Source organism: Streptomyces kanamyceticus, assembly GCF_008704495.1.
Taxonomy (GTDB): domain Bacteria; phylum Actinomycetota; class Actinomycetes; order Streptomycetales; family Streptomycetaceae; genus Streptomyces; species Streptomyces kanamyceticus.
In genome coordinates this window covers 1,268,524-1,290,106 of record NZ_CP023699.1, presented here as the reverse complement: position 1 = coordinate 1,290,106, position 21,583 = coordinate 1,268,524, and the positions used below count along the sequence as shown (strand labels likewise).

18 protein-coding genes are annotated in these 21,583 nt (G+C 71.4%); 5 read left to right on the top strand and 13 right to left on the bottom strand.

Annotation, left to right across the window (positions count from 1 at the left end; translation table 11 throughout):
* The first annotated feature begins 19 nt into the window (after window positions 1-19).
* On the top strand, window positions 20-952 hold the full coding sequence (locus CP970_RS04785; RefSeq protein WP_055552994.1) for an SDR family oxidoreductase: 933 nt from the start codon (window positions 20-22) through the stop codon (window positions 950-952).
* Between the two features lie 35 nt (window positions 953-987).
* Here the strand turns inward: CP970_RS04785 and CP970_RS04780 are convergent, their stop codons facing one another.
* Window positions 988-2,439: a DHA2 family efflux MFS transporter permease subunit gene (locus CP970_RS04780; protein WP_055552993.1), complete on the bottom strand. Its 1,452-nt coding sequence runs from the start codon at window positions 2,437-2,439 to the stop codon at window positions 988-990.
* Between the two features lie 130 nt (window positions 2,440-2,569).
* Here CP970_RS04780 and CP970_RS04775 point away from each other — a divergent pair, with 130 nt between their 5' ends.
* Entirely contained in the window at window positions 2,570-3,229 is a 660-nt protein-coding gene (locus tag CP970_RS04775) for a TetR/AcrR family transcriptional regulator (protein ID WP_055552991.1), read from the top strand.
* Here the strand turns inward: CP970_RS04775 and pcaDC are convergent.
* The 6 genes from pcaDC to CP970_RS04745 are packed head-to-tail and all read right to left on the bottom strand — an operon-like array spanning window position 3,217 to window position 8,494.
* Window positions 3,217-4,365 (bottom strand): bifunctional 3-oxoadipate enol-lactonase/4-carboxymuconolactone decarboxylase PcaDC, encoded by a 1,149-nt coding sequence (pcaDC, locus tag CP970_RS04770; protein WP_055552990.1) that lies wholly within the window; start codon window positions 4,363-4,365, stop codon window positions 3,217-3,219. The genes CP970_RS04775 and pcaDC overlap by 13 nt on opposite strands.
* The gene (pcaB, locus tag CP970_RS04765; RefSeq protein ID WP_055552989.1) at window positions 4,362-5,711 is read right to left on the bottom strand and encodes a 3-carboxy-cis,cis-muconate cycloisomerase; all 1,350 of its coding nucleotides are present in this window, start codon (window positions 5,709-5,711) and stop codon (window positions 4,362-4,364) included. The genes pcaDC and pcaB overlap by 4 nt, the downstream gene beginning before the upstream one ends.
* Complete coding sequence (gene pcaG / locus CP970_RS04760; protein ID WP_055552988.1) at window positions 5,708-6,268, bottom strand: protocatechuate 3,4-dioxygenase subunit alpha; 561 nt, start codon at window positions 6,266-6,268, stop codon at window positions 5,708-5,710. Before pcaG ends, pcaB begins: the two co-directional genes overlap by 4 nt.
* Window positions 6,268-7,071, bottom strand: a complete 804-nt coding sequence (gene pcaH / locus CP970_RS04755) for a protocatechuate 3,4-dioxygenase subunit beta (protein WP_079043851.1) — start codon at window positions 7,069-7,071, stop codon at window positions 6,268-6,270. Before pcaH ends, pcaG begins: the two co-directional genes overlap by 1 nt.
* Entirely contained in the window at window positions 7,068-7,739 is a 672-nt protein-coding gene (locus CP970_RS04750; RefSeq protein WP_055552986.1) for a CoA transferase subunit B, read from the bottom strand. The genes pcaH and CP970_RS04750 overlap by 4 nt, the downstream gene beginning before the upstream one ends.
* Window positions 7,739-8,494, bottom strand: a complete 756-nt coding sequence (locus CP970_RS04745) for a CoA transferase subunit A (protein ID WP_055552985.1) — start codon at window positions 8,492-8,494, stop codon at window positions 7,739-7,741. Before CP970_RS04745 ends, CP970_RS04750 begins: the two co-directional genes overlap by 1 nt.
* Window positions 8,495-8,655: 161 nt before the next feature.
* Here CP970_RS04745 and CP970_RS04740 point away from each other — a divergent pair, with 161 nt between their 5' ends.
* A complete protein-coding gene (locus CP970_RS04740; protein ID WP_055552984.1) occupies window positions 8,656-9,123 on the top strand; it encodes a MarR family winged helix-turn-helix transcriptional regulator in 468 nt (155 codons plus the stop codon).
* 33 nt (window positions 9,124-9,156) lie between these two features.
* Here CP970_RS04740 and CP970_RS04735 read toward each other — a convergent pair whose 3' ends face one another.
* The 3 genes from CP970_RS04735 to CP970_RS04725 all read right to left on the bottom strand — a co-directional run bounded on the left by CP970_RS04735 (window position 9,157) and on the right by CP970_RS04725 (window position 13,139).
* Window positions 9,157-10,101, bottom strand: coding sequence for a DUF3048 domain-containing protein (locus tag CP970_RS04735; protein ID WP_055552983.1), 945 nt, complete (start codon window positions 10,099-10,101; stop codon window positions 9,157-9,159).
* A 38-nt stretch (window positions 10,102-10,139) separates the two neighbouring features.
* Complete coding sequence (locus CP970_RS04730; protein ID WP_055552982.1) at window positions 10,140-11,942, bottom strand: hydroxysqualene dehydroxylase; 1,803 nt, start codon at window positions 11,940-11,942, stop codon at window positions 10,140-10,142.
* Window positions 11,943-12,068: 126 nt separating this feature from the next.
* Window positions 12,069-13,139 (bottom strand): ATP-dependent DNA ligase, encoded by a 1,071-nt coding sequence (locus CP970_RS04725; protein ID WP_055552980.1) that lies wholly within the window; start codon window positions 13,137-13,139, stop codon window positions 12,069-12,071.
* Window positions 13,140-13,213: 74 nt separating this feature from the next.
* Here CP970_RS04725 and ligD point away from each other — a divergent pair, with 74 nt between their 5' ends.
* A complete protein-coding gene (gene ligD / locus CP970_RS04720; RefSeq protein WP_055552979.1) occupies window positions 13,214-14,245 on the top strand; it encodes a non-homologous end-joining DNA ligase in 1,032 nt (343 codons plus the stop codon).
* Window positions 14,246-14,295: 50 nt separating this feature from the next.
* Here the strand turns inward: ligD and legP are convergent, their stop codons facing one another.
* The gene (gene legP, locus CP970_RS04715; RefSeq protein ID WP_055552978.1) at window positions 14,296-16,095 is read right to left on the bottom strand and encodes a Dot/Icm T4SS effector Zinc-dependent metalloprotease LegP; all 1,800 of its coding nucleotides are present in this window, start codon (window positions 16,093-16,095) and stop codon (window positions 14,296-14,298) included.
* Window positions 16,096-16,261: 166 nt separating this feature from the next.
* On the opposite strand from legP, the gene CP970_RS04710 reads away from it, so the two are divergent.
* Window positions 16,262-16,603 carry a hypothetical protein gene (locus CP970_RS04710; protein ID WP_055552976.1) on the top strand — a complete coding sequence of 114 codons (342 nt, stop codon included), beginning with the start codon at window positions 16,262-16,264 and terminating at the stop codon, window positions 16,601-16,603.
* 52 nt (window positions 16,604-16,655) lie between these two features.
* Here CP970_RS04710 and CP970_RS04705 read toward each other — a convergent pair whose 3' ends face one another.
* Together CP970_RS04705 and CP970_RS04700 are read right to left on the bottom strand one after the other, a co-directional pair.
* Window positions 16,656-18,857: an OmpL47-type beta-barrel domain-containing protein gene (locus CP970_RS04705; RefSeq protein WP_191095038.1), complete on the bottom strand. Its 2,202-nt coding sequence runs from the start codon at window positions 18,855-18,857 to the stop codon at window positions 16,656-16,658.
* Window positions 18,857-21,400, bottom strand: a complete 2,544-nt coding sequence (locus CP970_RS04700; RefSeq protein ID WP_079043849.1) for a ThuA domain-containing protein — start codon at window positions 21,398-21,400, stop codon at window positions 18,857-18,859. The genes CP970_RS04705 and CP970_RS04700 overlap by 1 nt, the downstream gene beginning before the upstream one ends.
* Between the last annotated feature and the right edge of the window lie 183 nt (window positions 21,401-21,583).

Here is a 21,583-nt window from a genome sequence, read left to right as displayed (position 1 = left end):
GTATCCGAGGAGTTCTGCCATGACGTCGACGTCACCTGCCAAGTCCGGGCTCTGCGAGGGCCGCGTCGTGATCGTCACAGGGGCGGGGCGCGGCCTCGGCCGCGCCCACGCGCACGCGTACGCCGCCGAAGGCGCCAAGGTCGTCGTCAACGACCTCGGCGTGGGGCCCGACGGCTCCGGCGGGTCCGGCGGACCCGCGCACGACGTCGTCGAGGAGATCCGCGCGGCGGGCGGCGAGGCCGTCGCGCACGGCGGCGACATCGCGACGTCCGAGGGCGCCGCATCCCTCGTGCGGACCGCCCTGGACACCTACGGCCGCCTCGACACCCTCGTCAACAACGCGGGCTTCCTGCGGGACCGGATGCTGCTCAACCTCGACGAGGACGCCTGGGACGCGGTGATGCGGGTCCACCTCAAGGGACACTTCCTGCCGCTGAAGCACGCGGGCGCGTACTGGCGGGCCGAGGCGAAGGCGGGGCGCGCCGTGCACGCGTGCGTGGTCAACACCAGCTCCGGGGCGGGCCTTCTGGGCAGCGTCGGGCAGGGGAACTACAGCGCGGCCAAGGCGGGCATCCTCGGCCTCACCATGGTCGCCTCCGCCGAACTGGCCTCCTACGGAGTGCGCGTGAACGCCATCGCGCCCGCCGCGCGCACCCGGATGACCGAGCAGACCTTCGCCGACACGATGGCCGCTCCCGAGGACGGCGGCTTCGACGCGATGGCCCCCGAGAACGTCTCGCCGCTCGTCGTCTGGCTGGGCTCCGCGGCGTCCGCCGGGGTCACGGGCCGCGTCTTCGAGGCCGAGGCGGGCCGCATCACCGTCATGGAGGGCTGGCGGCCGGGGCCGACCGCCGACAAGGGCGCCCGGTGGACACCGGCCGACGCGGGCGAGGCGGCGCTGAAGCTGCTCGCCGACGCGCGGACGCCGCAGCCGGTGTACGGGGCGCGCTGAGGACCAGGAGCCGACCGGGTCCACTCCTGGTCCGCTCAGTGCGCGTGCGGCCCGCCCGTGACGCGGGCCGTCCCGCGCGGCACGATCGCGAACACGGCGGCCGCGCTGACCGCGGCGGCGGCCGCGCACACCGTGAAGGCGTCCTCGAAGGCGCCGCTCGAACCGCCCGCGATCCCTGCCGCCGCGACCGTGGAGACCACCGCGACCCCCACCGAACCGCCCACCTCGTGGAAGGTGTTGACCAGGCCCGAGGCGATGCCCGCCTCCTCGTGGGCGATGAACCCCAGCGCGGTCGTGGTGGCCGCGACGAACACCGCGCCGAGGCCGAGCGCGGCGACGGACAGACCGGGCGCGACGGTCACCCACGCGTTCCCTTCCGAGCCGATCCCGGTGAGCGCCCCCGTGCCGAGCCCCGCGAGCGCGAGCCCCACGAACCCGGTCGGACGCGCCCCCGCCCGGCCCACGAAGTGCCCGCCGAGGTGCGCGCCGAGCCCCGTGGCGACGGCCACCGGCAGGAACAGCACCCCGGTGCGCAGCGCGCTGAACCCGCGTACCTCCTGGAGATACACCGACCCCAGGAAGAACAGCGAGATCAGCAGCGCGGTCGCCACCAGCATCAGATACGCGCCCGCCACGACCGGCCTGCGGCGCAGGATCCGCAGGTCGATCAGCGGGCTGCGGTGCGCGCGCTCGACCGCGGCGAACACCCCGTACGCGAGGATCGCGGCCGCGATCGGCAGCAGCGTCCGTACGTCGTTCCAGCCGCTGTCACCCGCCTCCACCAGGCCGTAGATGAGCGCGCCCGTGCCCGCGGTGGCGAGCAGCGCGCCGGGCACGTCCAGGCGCGCGGGGCGCGGCGGCCGTGCGGCGACGAGCAGGGGCAGGGTCACCAGCAGGGCGACGCCGACCGGGACGTTGACGTAGAAGATCCACTCCCAGCCGGGGCCGTCGGTCAGCAGCCCGCCGAGCAGCACCCCGATCGCGGAGCCCGCGCCGCCGATCGCCGCCCAGACGCCGAGCGCGCGGTGCCGTGCGGGCCCCTCGAAGGTCGTCGTGAGGATCGCGAGGGCGGCGGGCGACAGGAGGGCGGCGCCCGCGCCCTGCGCGGTGCGGCCCGCGATGAGCACGGCGGCGTTCGGCGCGAGCCCGGTGAACAGTGAGGCGGCCGTGAACAGCGCGAGCCCCGCGAGCAGCGTGCGGCGCGCCCCGAACACATCGGCGAGGCGGCCGCCGAGCAGCATCAGACCGCCGAAGCAGAGCGCGTACGACGTCACCACCCAGGTCAGCGCGGTGCGGCCGAGGCCCAGGTCGGCGGCCATGCTCGGCAGCGCCACGTTCACGACGGTCACGTCGAGCACGAGCATGAACTGGGCGAGGCAGAGCAGCACGAGGAGCGGCCACGTGCGGTTGCCGCGGGCCGTGCCGGGGTCTTCGTCAGTCGCGTGTGGGCGTGCGTGTGGCTGTGGGTGCGGGTGCGGGTGCGTCATGGCGGGTTCCCCCAGGGTCGGTCGGCTGTCCGGGCGGACCGGTTGTCCGGCCGCCTCACGCTCGTGAACTGTACGGTGCAGTTCATGTGAACTCAACTGTTCAGTTCAGGTCGCTGCTAAAGTGCGGTCCATGAGTGCGAAGTCGGACGGCGCCGAGCGGACCGCCCGGGCCCTGCCCACCGGGGCCCGCGCCGAGCGCAAGCGGGAAGCCATCGTCGCGGCCGCGCGGACGCTGTTCCTGCGCGACGGCTTCGGCGTCGGGATGGACGCCATCGCCGCCGAGGCGGGCGTCTCCAAGGTGACGGTCTACAACCACTTCGGCAGCAAGGAAGCGCTGTTCACAGCGGTGATCGCGGGCGCGCTCGATGAGCCCCTCGCCGCCTCGTCATCGGCGGCCGCGCTCGAAGGGCTCACGCGCGCCGACGACCTGCGCGAGGCCTTCCTCGCCGCCGCCCGCGCCTGGGTCGACGCCGTCCGCACCGACCAGGACATGAACGCCCTGCGGCAGCTCGTGGCCCGCGAGATCCACCGATTCCCCTCGCTCGGCAAGGCGTGGGAACACCACGGCCCCGAGAGCCACCACCCGGCGGTGGCGGGGGCGTTGCGCGAACTCGCCGAGCAGGGGCGCCTGGCCGTCCCCGACACCGAGGCCGCCGTCATCCAGCTCTACTCGCTGCTGGTCTTCCCGCATCTGGTCTTCGGCTCGTACGGGACGGACGTCAGCGACGATCTGACGGAGCGTCTGATCGTCGCCGGTGTCGACATGTTCCTCGGGTACTACGCGGTCTGACCCCCGTCGGTGCCGTCCTCGTCGAAGACCCGACGCGCCACCGCGAACGCCGCGTTGGCCGCGGGTACCCCGCAGTACACGCCCGTCTGCAGCAGCACCGCGCCGATCTCCTCGGGCGTGAGCCCGTTGCGGCGGGCCGCGCGGACGTGCAGGGCCAGCTCGTCCAGGTGTCCGTGCGCGACCAGCGCGGTCATGGTGACCATGCTGCGCTCGCGGCGCGTGAGCGTCGGATCGGTCCAGATCTCGCCCCACGCGTAGCGGGAGATGAAGTCCTGGAAGCGGGCGGTCAGGGGCGTGGTGTCGGCCTGCGCACGGTCCACATGGGCGTCGCCGAGCACCTCGCGCCGCACGGCCGTTCCCCGCGCCGCGGGACCCGCGAAGTGCGTGCGCAGCGCGGCGGTCACGGCGTCGGGGCGCTCCGCGGGTGCCAGGTGCGAGGCACCCGCGAACTCGATGAGCGAGGCCCCCGGCACCCCGTCGGCGATCTCCCGCGCGTGGGCGGGCGGCGTCGCGGGATCCTCGCGTCCCGCGACGACCAGCGTGGGCGCGGTGATCGCGGGCAGCCGCTCCCGGACGTCGAACGCGGCGAGGGCGTCGCAGCACGCGGCGTAGCCCGCCGGGTCGGCCGCGCGGTGGTCGGCGACCAGGGCGGGCACGGTGAACCCGGTAGTGAACCACCGCTCGGGCGCGGACTCAGCCAGCGCGGCCAGGCCGTCGCGGCGCACCAGTTCGGCCCGGTCCCGCCAGGGCCGTTCGCCGCCGAAGTGCGCCGACGAGCAGATCACCGCGAGGCTCGCCACGCGCCGTGGATGCCGGACCGCGAGGTGCAGTCCGACGGCGCCGCCGAGGGAGACGCCCGCGTACGCGAAGCGGTCGATGCCCAGCGCGTCGGCGAGGGCGAGAACGAGCTCCGCGAGGTCGGCGACCGTCGCGCCGGGACCGATCAGATCCGCCGGTGAGCCGCCGTGTCCCGGCAGGTCCCAGCGCACCACCCGGTGGGAGGTGGCGAGTTCGGGCGCCACGGCGTCCCACAGGGCGGTGGAGGTGCCGAGAGAAGGGCCGAGGATCAACGGTGGCGCGGTGCCCGGGCCCTCGATCGTGTGGTGCGGAATCCTGCGGTGGGGTGCACTGCTCAACGTCGCTCCAGGGCACGGTCGGTGAGGGCTCCCGCGGAGCCGGTGTAGCGGGCGGGGTCGGTGAGTTCGTCGAAGTCGAGGGTGGCATCGGGGCCGAGGCCGCGCAGCGCCGGTTCGTCGGCCAGTACCTCGGCGAGCGGACGGCCTTCGGCGCGGGTACGCCGTGCCGCCTCGGTCAGCACCGCCTTCGCGCGGGCCCTGCCGAGCAGCGGAGTCAGCTCGGCCGCGAGGCGCTCGGAGACGATGAGGCCACCGGTCAGGCCCAGATTCTCGCGCATCGCCTCCGGGTGCACGCGCAGCCCCTCCGTGAGCTCCGCGGCGGCGCGTGCCGCGCCGCCGACCAGGCACAACAGCTCCCGAAGCGGCTCCCACTCGGCGTGCCAGGCCCCCGCGGGCCGCTCGTCCTGCGCGACCAGCGACCCAAGGAGCGTCCCCGCGAGCCCCGGCGCGCGCCGCGCGGCCGCGACGACGAGCGTGGCGCGGACGGGATTGGCCTTGTGGGGCATGGCCGACGACCCGCCGCCCGCGCCCTCGGACACCTCGCCGATCTCGGTACGGGACAGGGTGAGCACGTCGGCCCCGGCCTTGCCGAGCGCACCGGCGGCGAAGGCGAGCGCGGCCGCGAGATCGGCGACGGGCGTCCGGAGGGTGTGCCAGGGCAGGGCGGGTTCGCGGAGCGCCAGCTGAGCGGCGTACGCGGTGAGTACTCGCAGTGCCGGGTCGCTGCCGTCACCGCCCTCTCCGTAGACGCCGATCGCGGCCAACGTCCCTGCCGCGCCGCCCAGTTGAACGGGCAGTGAATCGCGTACCGCCCGCAGCCGGTCCCGCGCGTCGAGCGTCAGTGAGCGCCAGCCCGCCGCCTTGAGGCCGAAGGTCGTCGGGACCGCGTGCTGGGTCAGGGTGCGGCCCGGCATCGGGGTGTCCCGGTGGGTCGAGGCGAGGCACGCCGTCGCATGGGCCGTGCGGGCCAGGTCCGCGAGGATCAGGTCCAGGGTCCGCGCGGCGACCAGCATGGCCGCCGTGTCCAGGATGTCCTGGCTGGTCGCGCCCCGGTGGACGTAGGGCGCCGCCGATTCGGGCACCGCCGCCGTCAGGTCCGCGACCAGCGGGATCACCGGATTGCCGCCGTCCCGCGCGCGCAGCGCGATGTCACGGAGGTCGAAGCGGGCCGCGTCGCGGGCCGCGTCCGTGATGGCCGCGGCGGCCTCCGCGGGTGCGACGCCCACCGCCGCCTGGGCGAGGGCCAGCGCGGCCTCGGCGTCCAGGAGCGCCTGGAGGAAAGCCGCGTCGGACGTCGCCGCCTCGGCGGCCGAACCCGCGGTGGCGGGGGAGAGGAGCCCGCTCACCCGAACTCCAGGAACACGGTCTCGTCCGCCCCCTGGAGGCGGATGTCGAAGCGGTAGGTGCGTGCCGTCTCGCTCCGCGCGATCAGTGTCGATCGCCGCTCCGCGTCGAGCGAGCCGAGTAGCGCGTCACCGGGCTCGTCCACCAAGTACGCGCGCGTGTACAGGTGATGGAGCAGCCCGCGCGCGAAGACGGCGACCGAGACGTACGAGACGCCGCCGGGCGGCATCGTCCGCACGGCCCAGTGGCCGTCCGCGTCGGTCGGCACCCGGCCGAACCCGGTGAACGCGACGCCGTCCCTGCCGATCACCCGTCCGGTGACGGGATCGTGCCGCAGCGACCCGGGCGCGCCCGTGCGCGAGCAGTCAGGGGCGGGCTGCCAGGTCTCGATCAGGGCGTCGGGGACGGGCTGCCCGGCTCCGTCGAACACATAGCCGTGCAGGGTGATCGTGTCGGCGTGCCCGGCGGGCGCGACCTCGCCGCCGCCCGGGAAGGGCAGCGCGTAGCCGTAGAAGGGCCCGACGGTCTGCGAGGGCGTGGGGGCGTGGGCGTGCGGCATCAGTGGTGCTCGCCTTCCTCGAAGAGCGTCGCGGACGGGCCGTCGAGGACGATGTCCCAGCGGTAGCCGAGCGACCACTCGGGCACGGACAGGTCGTGGTCGTAGGCGCTGACGAGCCGCTGCCGCGCGGAGTCGTCCGTCACCGACCGCAGCACGGGGTCGTACGGGAAGAGCGGGTCCCCGGGGAAGTACATCTGGGTGACCAGGCGCTGGGTGAACGCGGCGCCGAAGAGCGAGAAGTGGAGGTGGGCGGGGCGCCAGGCGTTGACGTGATTGCGCCACGGGTAGGCGCCCGGCTTGATCGTCGTGAAGGAGTACGCCCCGGTGTCGTCGGTCAGACAGCGGCCGAAGCCCGTGAAGTTCGGGTCGAGGGGCGCCGGGTGCTGGTCCAACTGGTGGGCGTAGCGGCCGGAGGCGTTGGCCTGCCACAGCTCGACCAACTGGCCGCGCACGGGCCGCCCTTCGCGGTCCAGGACCCGGCCGCTCACGGTGATCCGCTCACCGAGCGGCTCGCCCTGGTGCTGGCGGGTGAGGTCGCGGTCCAGGGCCGTGACGTCGGTGACGCCGAAGGCCGGTCCTGTCAGCTCCACCGCCTCGGGGTCGCGGACCGGTATCAGGGGCTGCTTGGGGTGACGGAAGTGGCTGCTGCGGTAGGGCGGGTAGTCGCGCGGCGGGTGGCTGCCGGGGGCCGCGGCCGACTGGGCGGCGGCGACCTCGGCGTCGATCGCGCGCTGGTCGAGCCCGTCGGGCAAGGGCTGCGAAGGGGGCGGGGACTGGGACTGGGACTGTGTGGTCGTCGTCATCGCGTGCGGCTCCGTGTGGCGGGGAGTGCGGGACCTTCGGGGACGTGGACCTTCGCGGCGGTCCTTTCCGTGATCTCCTCGACGGGGACACCGGGCGCCGTCTCGACCAGTTCGAGGCCGTGTCCGGTGACGTCGAGTACGCCGAGGTCGGTGATGATCCGGTCGACACACGCCTTGCCGGTGAGCGGCAGCGCACACTCGTCGAGGATCTTCGGGGCGCCGTCCTTGGTGGTGTGCGCCATGACGACGATGACCGTACGGGCGCCGTGCACGAGGTCCATCGCCCCGCCGATCCCCGTGATCATCTTGCCGGGAACCGCCCAGTTGGCGAGGTCCCCGCGCGCGGAGACCTGCATCGCGCCCAGGACGGCGACGTCGATGTGGCCGCCGCGGATCATCCCGAAGGAGAGCGCGGAGTCGAAGTAGGAGGCGCCGGGCAGGACGGTCACGGTCTCCTTGCCCGCGTTGATCAGATCGGGGTCGACCTCGTCCTCGGTGGGGTAGGGGCCCACGCCGAGGATGCCGTTCTCGGATTCGAGGACCACTTCGACGCCCGGCGGCAGATGGTTGGGGATCAGCGTCGGCAGGCCGATGCCGAGGTTCACGTACTGGCCGTCGCGCAGCTCGCGGGCCGCCCGCGCGGCCATCTCCTCACGGGTCCAGGCCATCAGCTGCTCACCGTCCGCTTCTCGATGCCCTTGTCGGCGGCCTGCTCGGGGGTGAGCGCGAGGACCCGCTGCACGAAGATCCCGGGCAGCTGCACTTCGTCGGGGTCGATCGCGCCCGGCTCCACGAGCTCCTCGACCTCGGCGATCGTCACCCGGCCCGCCATCGCGGCCAGGGGGTTGAAGTTCCGTGCGGACCTGGCGAAGACGAGGTTGCCGTGCCGGTCGCCCTTAGCCGCCCGGACGAGGGCGAAGTCGGTGCGGATGCCGTGCTCCAGGACGTACTCCGTGCCGTCGAACTCGCGTACCTCCTTGGGCGGCGAAGCCACCTGGACCCCGCCCGCGCCGTCGTAGCGCCAGGGCAGTCCGCCGTCGGCGACCTGGGTGCCGACCCCGGCCGGGGTGTAGAAGGCGGGGATGCCCGTGCCGCCCGCCCGCAGCCGCTCGGCGAGGGTGCCCTGGGGGATCATCTCGACCTCCAGCTCGCCGCCCAGGTACTGGCGGGCGAATTCTTTGTTGGCGCCGATGTAGGAGCCGGTCACGCGGGCGATCCGGCCCGCCGAGAGCAGTACCGCGAGTCCGGAGTCCATCGCCCCGCAGTTGTTGGACACCACGTGCAGATCCGTGACGCCCGCCGCGTGCAGCGCCCGTATCAACTCGTTCGGCACCCCGCTCAGGCCGAAGCCGCCGACCGCGAACGACGCGCCGTCCCCGGCGTCGGCCACCGCGTCGGCGGCCGTGGCCACCACCTTGTCCATCCGTGCGGCCCCTCTCCTCGTGCCCCCGTCATCAATTACTCAGGGCACTGACTATTCGGGTGAGACTAGGAGCTGGCGAACTGCATGGCAAGGGCAGGTAACGGAGACGGCCGGGGCCGAGTATCGTTCAGTGCACCGACGAAAGTACGAAGGAGGCCCTCATGGCCGCGGTGGACCTTGCCACCCACCCCGGGCATCTGGCCCGGCGGCTGCAGCAGGCGCACTACCTCCTGTGGAACACGATGGTCTCCGAGGAGATCACCTCGCCCCAGTTCGCCGTGCTCAACGCCCTGGTCGCCGAACCCGGCCTCGACCAGCGGACCGTGGGGGAGCGGGTGGGGCTCGACCGCTCGACGGTCGCCGAGGTCATCAGCAGGCTGATCCGGCGCGGACTGCTCGACAAGGTCCGCGACGCGCGCGACGGACGGCGCTATCTGCTGCGCCTCACCGACGACGGCGTGCGCACGCACCGCAAGCTGACCCTGCGGACGGCGCGGATGAACCAGGTCTTCCTCGCGCCGCTCTCGGCGGACGAGCAGGGCGTGTTCTTCGATCTGATCCAGCGGGTCGCGGACGCGGCGGAGGGGCTGCGCAACCCGGGCGAACCGGCGGCGGCCGCGCGGGGCTGACCGGCCCTCGGCGCGCCGACAGCGACCCCGCGCTCAGGCCTTCGCGTACACCACCCACACCTGCCCCTTGGCGAACGGCAGCGGAGCGCCGTCCGCCGTCGTGAACTCCGTGCCGTCCTCGGCCGTCGGCCGCTTCCAGCGCGCGTCGTAGGCCCGGCCGTCCCGCAGTACCCGCGCCTTGCCCGAGCCCACCGTCTCGGTGAACGGGGAGACGTTGCCCGAGCGGTCGTGGAAGCGGGACTCGCGGACCTTCACGTACTGCACGACGACGGTGGACGCGCTGAGTTCCTTGCCCGCGGACGTACGGGCCCGCTCGCCGTCCATCGCGATGCGCCAACGCCCCTCGTACTCCACCCAGTCGAAGGTGAAGCGGGCCGCGGGGAAGCGGACCGTGCGCCGGGTCTCCGGCGTGCCGCCCGCCGGGCGCGGGCCGAACCGGAACCCGGTGCCGGCCAGGCCGCCCGCGCTCGGCGCGGCCTTCAGTTCGGCGGGACGCAGGAACAGGTTGTGCGGTGCGGCCTTGCCGCCGCCCCGGTAGTAGGCGGCGCCGGGCGCCTTGCCCGGCGGCCGCGCCCGCAGCGGCGCGTCGGCGATCAGCGGAAGCAGCTTCGACTGTGCCCCGGAGAACGCGAGCACCGGATCGTCGAACTGCCGCAGCAGTTCGAGATCCGTCTCGCGTGCGCTGCGCACCGGACCGATCACGTCCGGCACGTGCGAGGCGAAGACCGCCATCAGGCGGCTGAGGCCCGCCTCCACCTGCTCGACGTAGATGACGTCCGCGGTGTCGATGCCGGTCTGCGGACGCGCGGGACCCACGTTGTCGATCTTCACGGCGAGCACGGTTCCGCCGTCGCCCCCGCCCGGCGGCTTGCCGTCCGCCCCGCCGTGCGGCTCGATCGTGCAGCCGGACACCAGGGCGGCGAGCGCGATCGCCACCGCCGCCCCGGCCCGTACCCGCGTGTGCGTCCGCCGTCTCATGCGGAGGTCCTACCCCGTACGCGTCCGTTCGCAGCCCGTCAGCCCAGATCCAGGGCGTTGCGCAGACCGAGCCGGTAGCGGGTGCGGTCGTGGCGCTTGAGCAGCTCGATCGCGGGGACCCGGTGCAGCGGTGTCACCGTGCACGGCTTCTGGTCCGAACCGGCCCGCTGGAGCAGGGCGTTGACCGCCTGGCGGGCCGACGCGTTGGCGCCCTCCATCGTCGCCAGGTCGATGTCGACGGAGACGTAGTCACCGGAGAGGAAGAGGTTGGGGATCTTCGTGGCGGCCGACGGGCGGTTGTGCAGGGTGCCCACGGGGTGGATGAGGAGCTGGTCCTGGTTGGTCGGGTTCGGGGTGCCGAGGCCGTCGACGCCGGGGTCCAGGAACCACGAGTGCAGCTTGCTGTCGCTCAGCACCGTCTTGCCGGTGTCGTTGAGCGCGGCCTTCAGCTGCGCCCACACCTCCTTGGCGACCTCGTCCCTGGTGCACTGCTTGGCCGTCTTGCCGTACAGCATGCCCGGCTTGTCCCACTCGGAGATGTCCACCGAAAGGCACTCGACCGCGACGCCGTCGCCGTAGTCGGCGGGGAAGTCGCGCTCGGGCCAGTGGCCCGCCTGTGCGATGCCGGTCAGCGACCAGGGCGAGTCGATGCAGTTGAAGTGGCCCTTCACCACGGGCGGACGCTCCGTCAGATAGAACTGGATGCCCGTCATCCAATCCGTCTCCAGCTTGTCGCAGCGCGCCAACTGCGGGTCGGCGGCCTTGAGTTCGGGGCCCCACGTCTTGCGCGCGTGCTCCACGGGCATCGCCTGGACGTAGTGGTCGGCGGTGATGTCACGCCGTGCGCCGTCGGGGTCCTCGATCACGGTCTTGGTGATGCGCCCACCGCCGAACGCCAGCTCGCGCACGGTCCAGCCGATCTTGAACTCCACGCCGAGGGACTTGAGATGAGTCACCCACGGATCGATCCACGCCTCGTTCGTCGGCGCGTTCAGGATCCGGTCGGGCGGGCCGTCCGCGCCCTGGCCGAGCGCGTTGAGGACGAAGGCCTCGCCGAGCGTGCCGACCGTACGGGTGCTGGCCACCTCGGCCTTGGTCGCCACGATGTTGCGGGTCACGCCGATCGCGAGGATCCGCTGGTAGTCCTTCGACATCCGCTCGGCGCGCACGAACTCCCACCAGGGCGTCGACTCCCAGTCGTCGTCGCGGCGTTCGTCGCAGCTGGTCAGGAAGACCAGGGCGCGGTTCACGAAGTACGCGACCTCGTGGCCCGGCAGGTTGAAGGCGGTGTCGAGCAGCGCGGTGAGCGCCCGCGCGATGTCGTCGAGCGTGAGCTTCTCCGGCTCGCTGCCGGGCCACGGGATCGGCATCCGGATGTCCTCGCGCCCGGTGCGCGCGAACGACATCTCGCGGGGCGCCGCCAGGTTGTCCCACACGCCGTTCGCGTTCCCGGGGAAGGGGATGCGGCGCATCGTGTCGGGGAGGTTGTGGTAGATCCCCGGGATGAAGCGGAAGCCGTGCTCGCCGGGCAGCGGCTTGCGGGTGCCCTTCGCGCTGTTCGGTACGTCCATGCTGCGAGCCTTGCCGCCAAGGGCCCTGCGCTCGTAGACCGTGACGGCGAAGCCGCGTTCGGCCAGTTCGTGCGCGGCGGTCAGGCCCGCCACGCCGCCGCCGAGCACGGCCACGGACTGCTTCGCCCGCGGCGCCCCGGAAGAGGCCGCCGCGGCGGGCAGTGCCGCCGCCCCCACGCCGAGCACGGCCGCGCCGCCGACCGCCGCGGCCCCCGCGACGAACCCCCGTCGCGTACTTCCCGTGCTTCCCTCGGCACCACTGTGCCCCATGCCCCGTCCCCCTTACCGTCGGTAACTGACGTGTCAGGCGCAGGAGCATACGGGCGTGATCAGGGAGGTGGAAGGTGCGCGGGAGCCGCTTCGCACATTGGCGCGATTGTGTTGCGGGGGTGCTGGTCAGCCCGGCTGGCCCAGCACATCCGTGAGGTCATACCGGACCGGTTCCTCCAGCTGGGCGAAGGTGCAGCTCTCCGGGGTGCGGTCGGGGCGCCAGGTGCGGAAGCGGGCCGTGTGGCGGAAGCGTCGGCCGCCCTCCATGTGGTCGTACGCCACTTCGCAGACCCGTTCCGGGCGAAGCGCCACCCAGGAGAGGTCCTTCTTGCCCGACCAGCGGCTCGGGGCACCGGGCATGCGGGCCGTCTCGTGGGCCGCCTCGTCGGTCCAGGCCGCCCACGGGTGCCCCTGCGCCGACTCCATCCGCAGCGGCTCGAGCTCCTCGACGAGCTCGGCCCGCCGCTTCATGGGGAACGCCGCGCACACGCCGACGTGCTGGAGGGCGCCCCCGTCGTCGTAAAGCCCGAGCAGAAGCGAACCGACGACGGGCCCGCTCTTGTGGAAGCGGTACCCCGCGACCACGCAGTCCGCCGTCCGCGCATGCTTGATCTTGAACATGAGGCGTTCGTTCTGCCGGTAGAGCAGGTCGAGCGGCTTGGCGATCACGCCGTCCAGGCCCGCGCCCTCGAACTGCTCGAACCACTGCCGCGCCACCTCGGGGTCCCTGGTCGCCGGGGCGATGTGGACGGGGGCCGTGACGCCGGACAGGGCCTTCTCCAGTTGGGCGCGGCGCTCGGCCATCGGTGTGTCGAGCAGCGCCTCGTCACCGAGGGCGAGCAGGTCGAAGGCGACGAAGGAGGCCGGGGTCCGCTCGGCGAGCAGGGCGACGCGTGACTGCGCGGGATGGATGCGCTCCGTGAGCGCGTCGAAGTCGAGGCGCCCGTCCCTGGCGATCACGACCTCGCCGTCCAGCACACACCGCTCCGGAAGCCGCTCCCCGAGGGCGGCCACCAGCTCCGGGAAGTAGCGGGTCAGCGGCTTGCCCGTACGGCTGCCGATCTCGATCTCGTCCCCGTCCCGGAAGACGATCGCGCGGAACCCGTCCCACTTGGCCTCGTACTGCATGCCCGGCGGGATCTTCGCCACGGGCTTGGCGAGCATGGGCTTCACGGGAGGCATGACCGGCAGATCCATGATCCGATTCTGCGGCGCATTGCCACGTATCGCCCGATATGCAAGGTGTGTGCGTCCCGCTTAGCGTGGCTCGCATGGGTGCAGCCAAGGGCAAGAGCGAGACCGTGGAGATCGACACGGGCGAGCGGACCGTGCGGCTCTCCAGTCCCGACCGGGTCGTCTTTCCCGAGCGGGGGTTCACCAAGCTCGACGTCGCCGAGTACTTCGTGGCCGTCGGCCCCGGCATTCTCCGCGCGCTCAGGAACCGCCCCACGACCCTGGAGCGCTACCCGGAGGGCGTGACCGGCGAGTCCTTCTACCAGAAGCGCGCCCCGAAGAACCTGCCCGACTGGATCCCGACGGGGACCATCGCCTTCCCCAGCGGGCGCACCGCCGACGAGATCTGCCCGACCGAGGTGGCGGCCGTGATCTGGGCCGCGCAGTACGGGACGCTCACCTTCCATCCCTGGCCGGTGCGGCGCGACGACACCGACCACCCGGACGAACTCCGCATCGACCTCGATCCGCAGCCGGGCACGGACTACGCCGACGCGGTGCGGGCCGCGCACGAACTCCGCGCGGTCCTTGAGGAATTCGGGGGTCTTGTGGGGTGGCCCAAGACCTCCGGCGGGCGGGGCCTGCACGTCTTCGTGCCGATCGCGCCGCGCTGGACCTTCACGCAGGTGCGGCGGGCCGCGATCGCCTGTGGGCGGGAGCTGGAGCGGCGGCTGCCTGACGCGGTGACGACGGCGTGGTGGAAGGAGGAGCGCGGGTCACGGATCTTCGTGGACTACAACCAGACGGCCCGGGACCGGACCATCGCCTCAGCCTATTCGGTACGGGCCCGTCCCCATGCCCCGGTCTCCGCGCCGCTGCGCTGGGACGAGGTCGACGACGCGGTCCCCGAGGACTTCGACATCGCCACCATGCCCGCGCGCTTCGCCGAACTCGGCGACGTCCACGCGGACATGGCGGACCGGGCCCATGCCCTCGACGCCCTCCTCGAACTCGCCGACCGGGACGAGCGGGACCGGGGGCTCGGTGATCTGCCGTATCCGCCGGAGTACCCGAAGATGCCGGGCGAACCGAAGCGGGTGCAGCCGAGCCGGGCCAGACACGAGGACTGACCCCGGCCGAGCCGGACGCGAAGAACGGCCCGGCCGGGGTCGGCGGACCCTCAGTCCGTGAAGTGGGTCAGGATGCCCCCGAGGGATTCCCAGCCCTTGACGCTCGGACCCCACGCCTTGCCGTCCCACCACTTGTGGAACAGCGCGGAGTCGGTGCCCCTGACGAACAGGTCGAGCCGGTTCGGCTCCCAGGAGACCGCCGCCGGGGAACTCGTGCAGATTCCGCCGAGGGATTCCCAGCCCTTGATGCTCGGCCCCCACGCGCTGCCGTCCCACCACTTGTGGTAAAGCGCGGAATCCGTCCCGATGACGAACAGGTCGAGGCGGTCGTTGCCCCACGCGACGGCTGTGGGCGTGCCCTCGCAGATTCCGCCGAGGGATTCCCAGCCCTTGACGCTCGGTCCCCACGCGTTTCCGTCCCACCATTTGTGGTAGAGCGCCGAATCGGTTCCGATGACGAACAGGTCCAGCCTGTTCTGCCCCCAGGAAACGGCCACGGGTTCGCTCAGGCAGGTTCCGCCGAGGGATTCCCAGCCCTTGATGCCCGGTCCCCACGCGTTTCCGTCCCACCACTTGTGGTAGAGCGCGGAATCCGTCCCGATCACAAAGACATCGAGTCGATTGGCGCCCCAGGACACGACTTTCGGCTTGGTCAGGCAGGTTCCGCCGAGGGATTCCCAGCCCTTGACGCTCGGTCCCCACGCGTTCCCGTCCCACCACTTGTGGTACGTCGCCGCGTCGGTACCGGTGACGAAGAGATCGAGCCTGTCAGGACCCCAGGAAACGGCCTCGGGCGGGCTGGTGCAGATTCCGCCGAGGGATTCCCAGTCCTTGACGCCCGGTCCCCACGCGCTGCCGTCCCACCACTTGTGGTAAAGCGCCGAGTCCGTCCCGATGGCGAACACGTCGAGCCGGTCGTGCGCCCACGCGACGGACGTCGGGGGACTGGTGCAGATTCCGCCGAGGGATTCCCAGCCCTTGACGTTCGGGCCCCAGGCCTCGCCGTCCCACCACTTGTGGTAGAGCGCCGAGTCGGTGCCCGTCGTGAAGACGTCGAGGCGGTCGGACTCCCACGACACCACGGGCCCCGAAGCGGAAGAGGGGCCGTACATCGCGTGCACGGCGGCGATGTCGTCCGTGCTCAGACCGGTGCGCTGGCCGATGGTGACGCCCTGCACGGTCGGGATGATGGTGTCCTGCCCGTTGCTGGAGAAGGCGTCCCGGGGATAGTGCATGATCGAGCCGTAGTCGTACGGACCCACGTCGTCGCCGTCGGTGATGTGCTGGTCGAAGTTGTGCTCGAAGCCCTGGGTGATGTTGGCCCAGACGATCGTCACGAACTGGTCCCTGTCCTCACGGCTCTGTTCGTGCCACAGGCCGACCGCGTGCCCGATCTCGTGAATGCAGTTGCCCGTCGTACAGCCGGTGCCGAGCGTGACGCTCTGCGATCCGCCCTGGCGGCCGACGAAAGAGGAACAGCCGCCGCCCGGCACGAAACGCACGAAGTCGGGGAACTGCGCCTGATTGGCGGGCGTGCGCTGCACGAAGCGCATCCGGGTGCGGGACTGCCAGTGCGCGATCGCGTCGGTCACCCGCTGCTGATTCGGCAGGTTTCCGTCGATCTCGAAGGGCACCAGGGCATTGGGCCAGCGGAACTGCTGCCCGGTGATGACGACCGCCGACTCCGGGACTTTACCTTCCGAATCCGCACGCAATTCCGAGGTGCGGCGCTCGATTTGCGCGACCGTACCGAGCACGATGTCGCCCTCGAAGACCGCGAGCCCGTCGATGTCCACGTACTGCACCGGCTTGATCTGGAAACTGGTGCCGTCGATCAGCCCGGTCTTCACGTCCCGCGAGGAGCGAAACTCCCCGTGTCCCTCACCAGAAACTCGCGACTCGGAAGCAGGCATCCCTCTTCTCCCCTCGGGTTCGACTTCACGCCCGGCCACAAAGGGCGCTATTTTGCGGAAAGTAGTGGGGGCACCTGCCGACCAACAAGGGCTGGGCGAGCGTATGCGCAACGTAGAAATCGCTGTCCGTCTCGCGCCGGGCGCGACACCGCCGCGCGGCACCGTGACGCTGCGCGCGCAGGTGGAGGAGATCACCGCCGCGGACGCGCGGGCCCGCGTGGTGTCCCGTACGGCCGAGCGCGGAGTGGACCTCGGCGCGGGCGCGCGCCTCACGCTGGAGGTGCCGCGTCCCGACCCCGCGGCCCGCTACACGGTCCGCGTCCACGCGGACATCGACGGGTCGGGGGCCGTGGCTCCCGAGGACTTCGTCTCGGTGCGGAGCAACCCGGTGCTCACGCACGGCGGTCCGGACGCGGTGACGGTCGAGGTGGCCCCGGCCGGATGACGCGACAGTGCCCCCGTCCCCTGAGGGACGAGGGCACCGGGTGCGCTGGTGCTTACAGCTCCTTGATCCTGATGTCCCGGTAGGACACCACGTCCGTCACGCCGTGCACCTGGAGCCCGACGTAGCCGGACGCGAAGCGCCGTCCGTCCGTGCCGGGGTCGTCGCCGCGCGCGGGCACGAACTCCTGCCCGCCGGTGTTGTCGAACTCGTTGAGCAGCACGCCGTTGCGGTAGATCGAGTAGTGCTGGTCGACCACGCGGATCTCGTAGTCGTTCCACGTGCCCTTCGGGGTGACTCCGGCGCCGGCCAGACCGACCCGGTCGAAGCCGTAGACCGACGCCGTCTTGTACATGTCGCCGTCGGGCCGGTCGTGGACCTGGATCTCATGCCCGTACTTGATGGCGACCCACTCCGGACGTGACTCCTCCGGGTGGTCGTGGACCTGTGGGAAGCGCACGAAGACACCGGAGTTGGTGTTGCCGTTGCCCGGTGCGTCGTCGCGCCACTGGAGCTTCAGGGAGAAGTCGCCGTACTTCCGCTCGGGGAACCACAGCATGCCCATGCCCTGGACCGTGGTGCTGCTGGTGATCGTGCCGTCGGCGTTCAGGCCGAACTTGCCGCCGCCCACCTGCTCCCACTTGTTCAGGGACTCCTGGGTGCCGTCGAAGAGCTTGCGGTAGCCGTCCGTCTGGCCCGGCTTGCCGATGCCCGACTGCTTGGCGGCACGGTTGATCTTGTTGTACTCGCGCTGGTCGATCTCGCCCGTCTTCAGGAGCTTGTCGCTGACGCCCTTGACGTGCTTGAGGAAGAGCGCGTGGGACGTCCACTCCTTCTCGTCCTCGATCAGCTCGTTGATGCGGCAGCGGTTGTTCGTGACGCGGTTCGGGATGCCCGTGTCGACCGTGCCGACGATCACCGTCAACCGCTCGTCGAATTCCGGGCAGTTGGGCGCGGGCACGCCACCGCCCTCGGAGACCGTGAAGGAGACGGTCTTCGCCGCGGCCGTGTTGCCCGCCTTGTCGCTCGCCCGGTACGCCACGGAGTGCCGCCCCACGCGGTCGACGACGACCGGTGCCTCGTAGGCGAGGTAGGGCCCGCCGTCCAGGGAGTACTCGACCTTGGCGACACCCGAACCGGCGTCGGTCGCGGTGACCGTGACCTTCGCCTTGCCGAGGTAGGCGCCGTCGGAGTCCTTGTCGCCCTCGACCTTCGCCGAGGTCTCCGGCGGCGTCTTGTCCTCGACCGGCGGCGTGACCACCGTGAACTCGACGGACTTCTCGGCCGCCTGGTTGCCCGCCTTGTCGGACGCCCGGTAGCGGACCTTGTGGGTGCCCGTCTCGTGGACCATGACCGGCGCGGCGTACGTCGTCCAGGCGCCGTCCCCGATCGCGTACTCGATCTTGTTGACGCCGGAACCCGTGTCGGACGCCGTCACCGTGACGGTCGCCATGCCCAGGTACTGCCCCTGGTCGTTCTTCTCGCCGGACACCGTGGCCGAGGTCTCGGGGGGCGTCTTGTCGTCCGTCGGCGGCGCGACCACCGTGAAGTCCGCGGCCTTCTCCGCCGCGACGTTGCCCGCCTTGTCGGACGCCCGATAACGGATCTTGTGGGTGCCGACCTGGTCGACGACCACGGGCGCGGTGTACGGCTGCCAGGCCCCTTCGGCCCCGACCGCGTACTCGATCTTGTCGACGCCCGATCCGGCGTCCGTCGCCGTCACCGCGACCGTGGCCGAACCGACGTACGCGCCATCGGAGTTGGTGGTGCCCTCCACCTTCGCCGAGGCCTCCGGCGCGGTGGTGTCCTGGCCGCCGCCCTCGGTCACCACGAGGATGCCCTGCATCGTCTCGTGCCCGGGGATCGTGCAGTGGTAGCGGTAGCGGCCCGGGGTGAGGGTGACCTCGGCGGTCTGCTTGCCGCCCTGGGCGTCATAGGGGTTGGCCAGGATGTTCAGCTGGACGTCGTTGTTGTACTCCGGGTCGGAGACGTCGAACGTCAGCGTGTGCGGCATGCCGGTGGTGTTGCCGGTCGCCTCGCTGTTCTCGAAGACGATCGTCGTCTTGCCCGCCACCGCCGTCGTGGGCGCCGACTTGTACTTGGTGATGTCGTTGTCGGCGGTCCAGTTCAGCGTCTGGTCGGCGGCGATCCCGGTGTTGTCGGGGCGTGCCGTCGCCGTGGTCGAGGTCAGGCCGAGCACCATGAGGAGCGCGGCGAACAGAGCCGTCCACAGTCTTCGCTTCGTGGGGGAGCGCATCATCCCGCCTTCCTTGCCAGGTCGTCGGCGGCCGGGGTCGCCGCCCCGCCCTTGTACGTCACGCGCCACAGCGCCGACTTCGCGTCCGAGGTGAAGAAGCCGCGGCCGTAGTCGAGGACGTACAGCGAGCCGTCGGGGGCGAACTTCCAGTCCATGAGGTTCTTGATGCCGTCGTTGCCGATCGGAATGATCTTCCGCAGCGACTCGGCGTGCACAGGAAGGCCGCCGCTGCCGACCGTCTTGGGGTCGGTGAGCACCGCGTGCCGCGGCTGGTCGCCGTCGTAGAAGTCGCCGACGAACCACTTGCCGTCCCAGTAGGAGGGCCACTTGTCGGCGCTCGTGCTCGCCGCGTCGTAGCGGTAGACCGGGCCGTTCATGGTGGCCTGGCCGCCGCCCTTGAGCCACGGAAGCAGCTGCTTCTGCTCCGACGTCTTGTAGCTCGGTACGCCGTTGGCGTCGCGCGGGTAGTCCACGCCGCCGCCCTGCGGCGAGTACCAGATGTTGTTGGGCTCGGCGGGCGGGATGTTCACCAGGCCGTCGTTGTTGGGCGACTCGTTCTTGAGGTTCTTGCAGTCGTACCAGCCGAGCGGCTTCGTCGGGTCCGGCAGATTGCGGTCGCGGTAGGGCTGGTTGTTGCCCATGCAGTACGGCCAGCCGCGGTTGGAGGCGTGCGTGATCGCGGCGAACGTGTCGTACTTCGCGGGGCCCCAGGTCGTCGAAGGCTCACCGGCGTCGGGACCGACCCACCCCGCGTACAAGGTGTCGGTCTTCTTGTCGATCGAGATGCGCGCCGGGTTCCTGACGCCCATCACGTAGATCTCGCCGCGCGTCTTGCCGCCGCCCTCGTCCGGCTCCTTGCCGGTGAAGAGGTTCCCTTCGGGAAGCGTGTACGTCCCGTCCGGCTCGGGGTGGATGCGCAGGATCTTGCCGTTGAGGTTGTTGGTGTTGCCCGCCGTGCGGCGCGCGTCGGCGAAGGAGACGCCCTTGAAGTTCGGCTGCGGGTTGTTGCCCGAGTAACCGTCGCTGAACCGCGAGGAGTTGTTGTCACCGGTCGCGATGTAGAGGTTGCCCTTGGAGTCCCAGGCCATCCCGCCGCCCGCGTGGCAGCAGCTGTGGATCTGCACCGGCCACTTCAGGAGCACCTTCTCGCTGGCCATGTCCAGCTTGTTGGTGGCCTGGTCGAGCGTGAACCGGGATACGTAGCGCTCGCCCATGTGCGTATCGCGGTTGATCTTCGAGTGGGGTGTGTAGTGCAGGTACACCCACCCGTTCTGCTCGAACTTCGGGTCCAACTCGATGCCGAGCAGACCCTCTTCGACCTTGATGAGCTCGTCGCCGCCGCCCTTGTTGCCGAAGACGGAGAGCGCGCCCGCGAGCGTCACCTTCTTGGTCTTCGGGTCGTAGACGTGGATCTCGCCCTTGCCCTTGCCGATGTCCGGGTCGTTCCAGTCGGTGACGACCGGCTGGGAGGAGTCGGCGCCGCCGCGGCCGATGTAGAGCACCCGCCCGTCGGGCGCGGTGACCAGGCCGTGCGGCTCGCCGATCTGGTCGTTCTGGCCCGGCTGGTTGGCCTGGGTCAGGCGCTGCGCCTGGTAGTTGGCGTTGATCGTCGACTTGCAGTCGGCGCGCGCGATGCGCGTGGTCCAGAGCAGGGCGCCGCGCAGGTGACCGCGGAAGTCCGCCTCGTCGTACGAGGAAGCGGTGCCGCCCATGCCGGTGTAGAAGGAGCGTCCGCCGTCGTAGTCGCGGCACCAGGACACCGGGTGGTCCCAGCCGTTCTTGGAGTCGCCGGGCTGGTAGGTCGACTCCCGCACGCGGGCGACCGTGTGCACGTCGCCCGACGGGTTCTTGGTCCAGTTCAGCCACCGGTCGGGGCGCTTCCACTGGAGGGGGAGGCCCTTGGTCGCCGGGTTCTCGCGGTCGCCGACCTCGACGGTGGCGCGCTGGACGTTCGTCGGACTGGAATCGGCGGGCCGGGCGCCGATCAGACCGGTGAACCAGTTCGAGTACGGCTCCGCGCGGGCCGCGTCATGGATGCCGAGGAAACCGCCGCCCGCCTCCATGAACGCTTCGAGCCCCGCCTCCTGCTCGGGGTCGAGGACGTCGCCGCCGCCGGTCAGGAACGTGACGGCGTTGAACTTGCCGAGCTTGGCCTCGTTCGTGAAGACGGCCGGGTCGTCCGTCGCCTCGATCGTGAAGCGCTGCGCGGCGGGTCCCGACCTGCCGATCTTCTCGATGGCCTCGATCCCGGCGTTGACGACGGGGGACTCGTCGCCGCCCGCGGCCGAGCCGTGGAAGACCAGGACCTTGACCTTGGCCCCGCCGGGCGGCGAGGGCAGGGACATCGTTGTCAACGGCGGTTCCGGGTACGGTCGCGCGGACGCGGCCTGCGCCGAGAGCGCCCCGGTGACCAGGGCGCCGGACAGCAGGGCGGCTGCCCAGGCCCGCCGCGAGCGGTTCGGTCTGCGTCGTGCTCTGCTCAACCCTCGTGCAGCGCTCAACCCTCTTACATCCAAGGGTTCTTGATGCGGTGTGAGCCGCATGAGTACACCCACCCCTCGTCGGTCACAGCTCGGTCACAGCAACGGCGCCGATGAAGCTAGACCTCTTTTCGCCAGCCGCCAATAGGTATGACCGCGATAGCACAAACTTTGTCCTGAGTGTGGATAAACGAAGAGTACGCGGATACCGTGTGGCCGTCCCCGGGGCCTCCTGCGCCCCGTCAC

Coding starts and splice junctions, on each gene's coding strand:
- CP970_RS04785 (WP_055552994.1), top strand. CDS start 20: ATGACGTCGACGTCACCTGCCAAGTCCGGGCTCTGCGAGGGCCGCGTC.
- CP970_RS04780 (WP_055552993.1), bottom strand. CDS start 2,439: ATGACGCACCCGCACCCGCACCCACAGCCACACGCACGCCCACACGCG.
- CP970_RS04775 (WP_055552991.1), top strand. CDS start 2,570: ATGAGTGCGAAGTCGGACGGCGCCGAGCGGACCGCCCGGGCCCTGCCC.
- pcaG (WP_055552988.1), bottom strand. CDS start 6,268: ATGCCGCACGCCCACGCCCCCACGCCCTCGCAGACCGTCGGGCCCTTC.
- pcaH (WP_079043851.1), bottom strand. CDS start 7,071: ATGACGACGACCACACAGTCCCAGTCCCAGTCCCCGCCCCCTTCGCAG.
- CP970_RS04750 (WP_055552986.1), bottom strand. CDS start 7,739: ATGGCCTGGACCCGTGAGGAGATGGCCGCGCGGGCGGCCCGCGAGCTG.
- CP970_RS04745 (WP_055552985.1), bottom strand. CDS start 8,494: ATGGACAAGGTGGTGGCCACGGCCGCCGACGCGGTGGCCGACGCCGGG.
- CP970_RS04740 (WP_055552984.1), top strand. CDS start 8,656: ATGGCCGCGGTGGACCTTGCCACCCACCCCGGGCATCTGGCCCGGCGG.
- CP970_RS04735 (WP_055552983.1), bottom strand. CDS start 10,101: ATGAGACGGCGGACGCACACGCGGGTACGGGCCGGGGCGGCGGTGGCG.
- CP970_RS04730 (WP_055552982.1), bottom strand. CDS start 11,942: ATGGGGCACAGTGGTGCCGAGGGAAGCACGGGAAGTACGCGACGGGGG.
- CP970_RS04725 (WP_055552980.1), bottom strand. CDS start 13,139: ATGGATCTGCCGGTCATGCCTCCCGTGAAGCCCATGCTCGCCAAGCCC.
- ligD (WP_055552979.1), top strand. CDS start 13,214: ATGGGTGCAGCCAAGGGCAAGAGCGAGACCGTGGAGATCGACACGGGC.
- CP970_RS04710 (WP_055552976.1), top strand. CDS start 16,262: ATGCGCAACGTAGAAATCGCTGTCCGTCTCGCGCCGGGCGCGACACCG.
- CP970_RS04705 (WP_191095038.1), bottom strand. CDS start 18,857: ATGCGCTCCCCCACGAAGCGAAGACTGTGGACGGCTCTGTTCGCCGCG.
- CP970_RS04700 (WP_079043849.1), bottom strand. CDS start 21,400: ATGCGGCTCACACCGCATCAAGAACCCTTGGATGTAAGAGGGTTGAGC.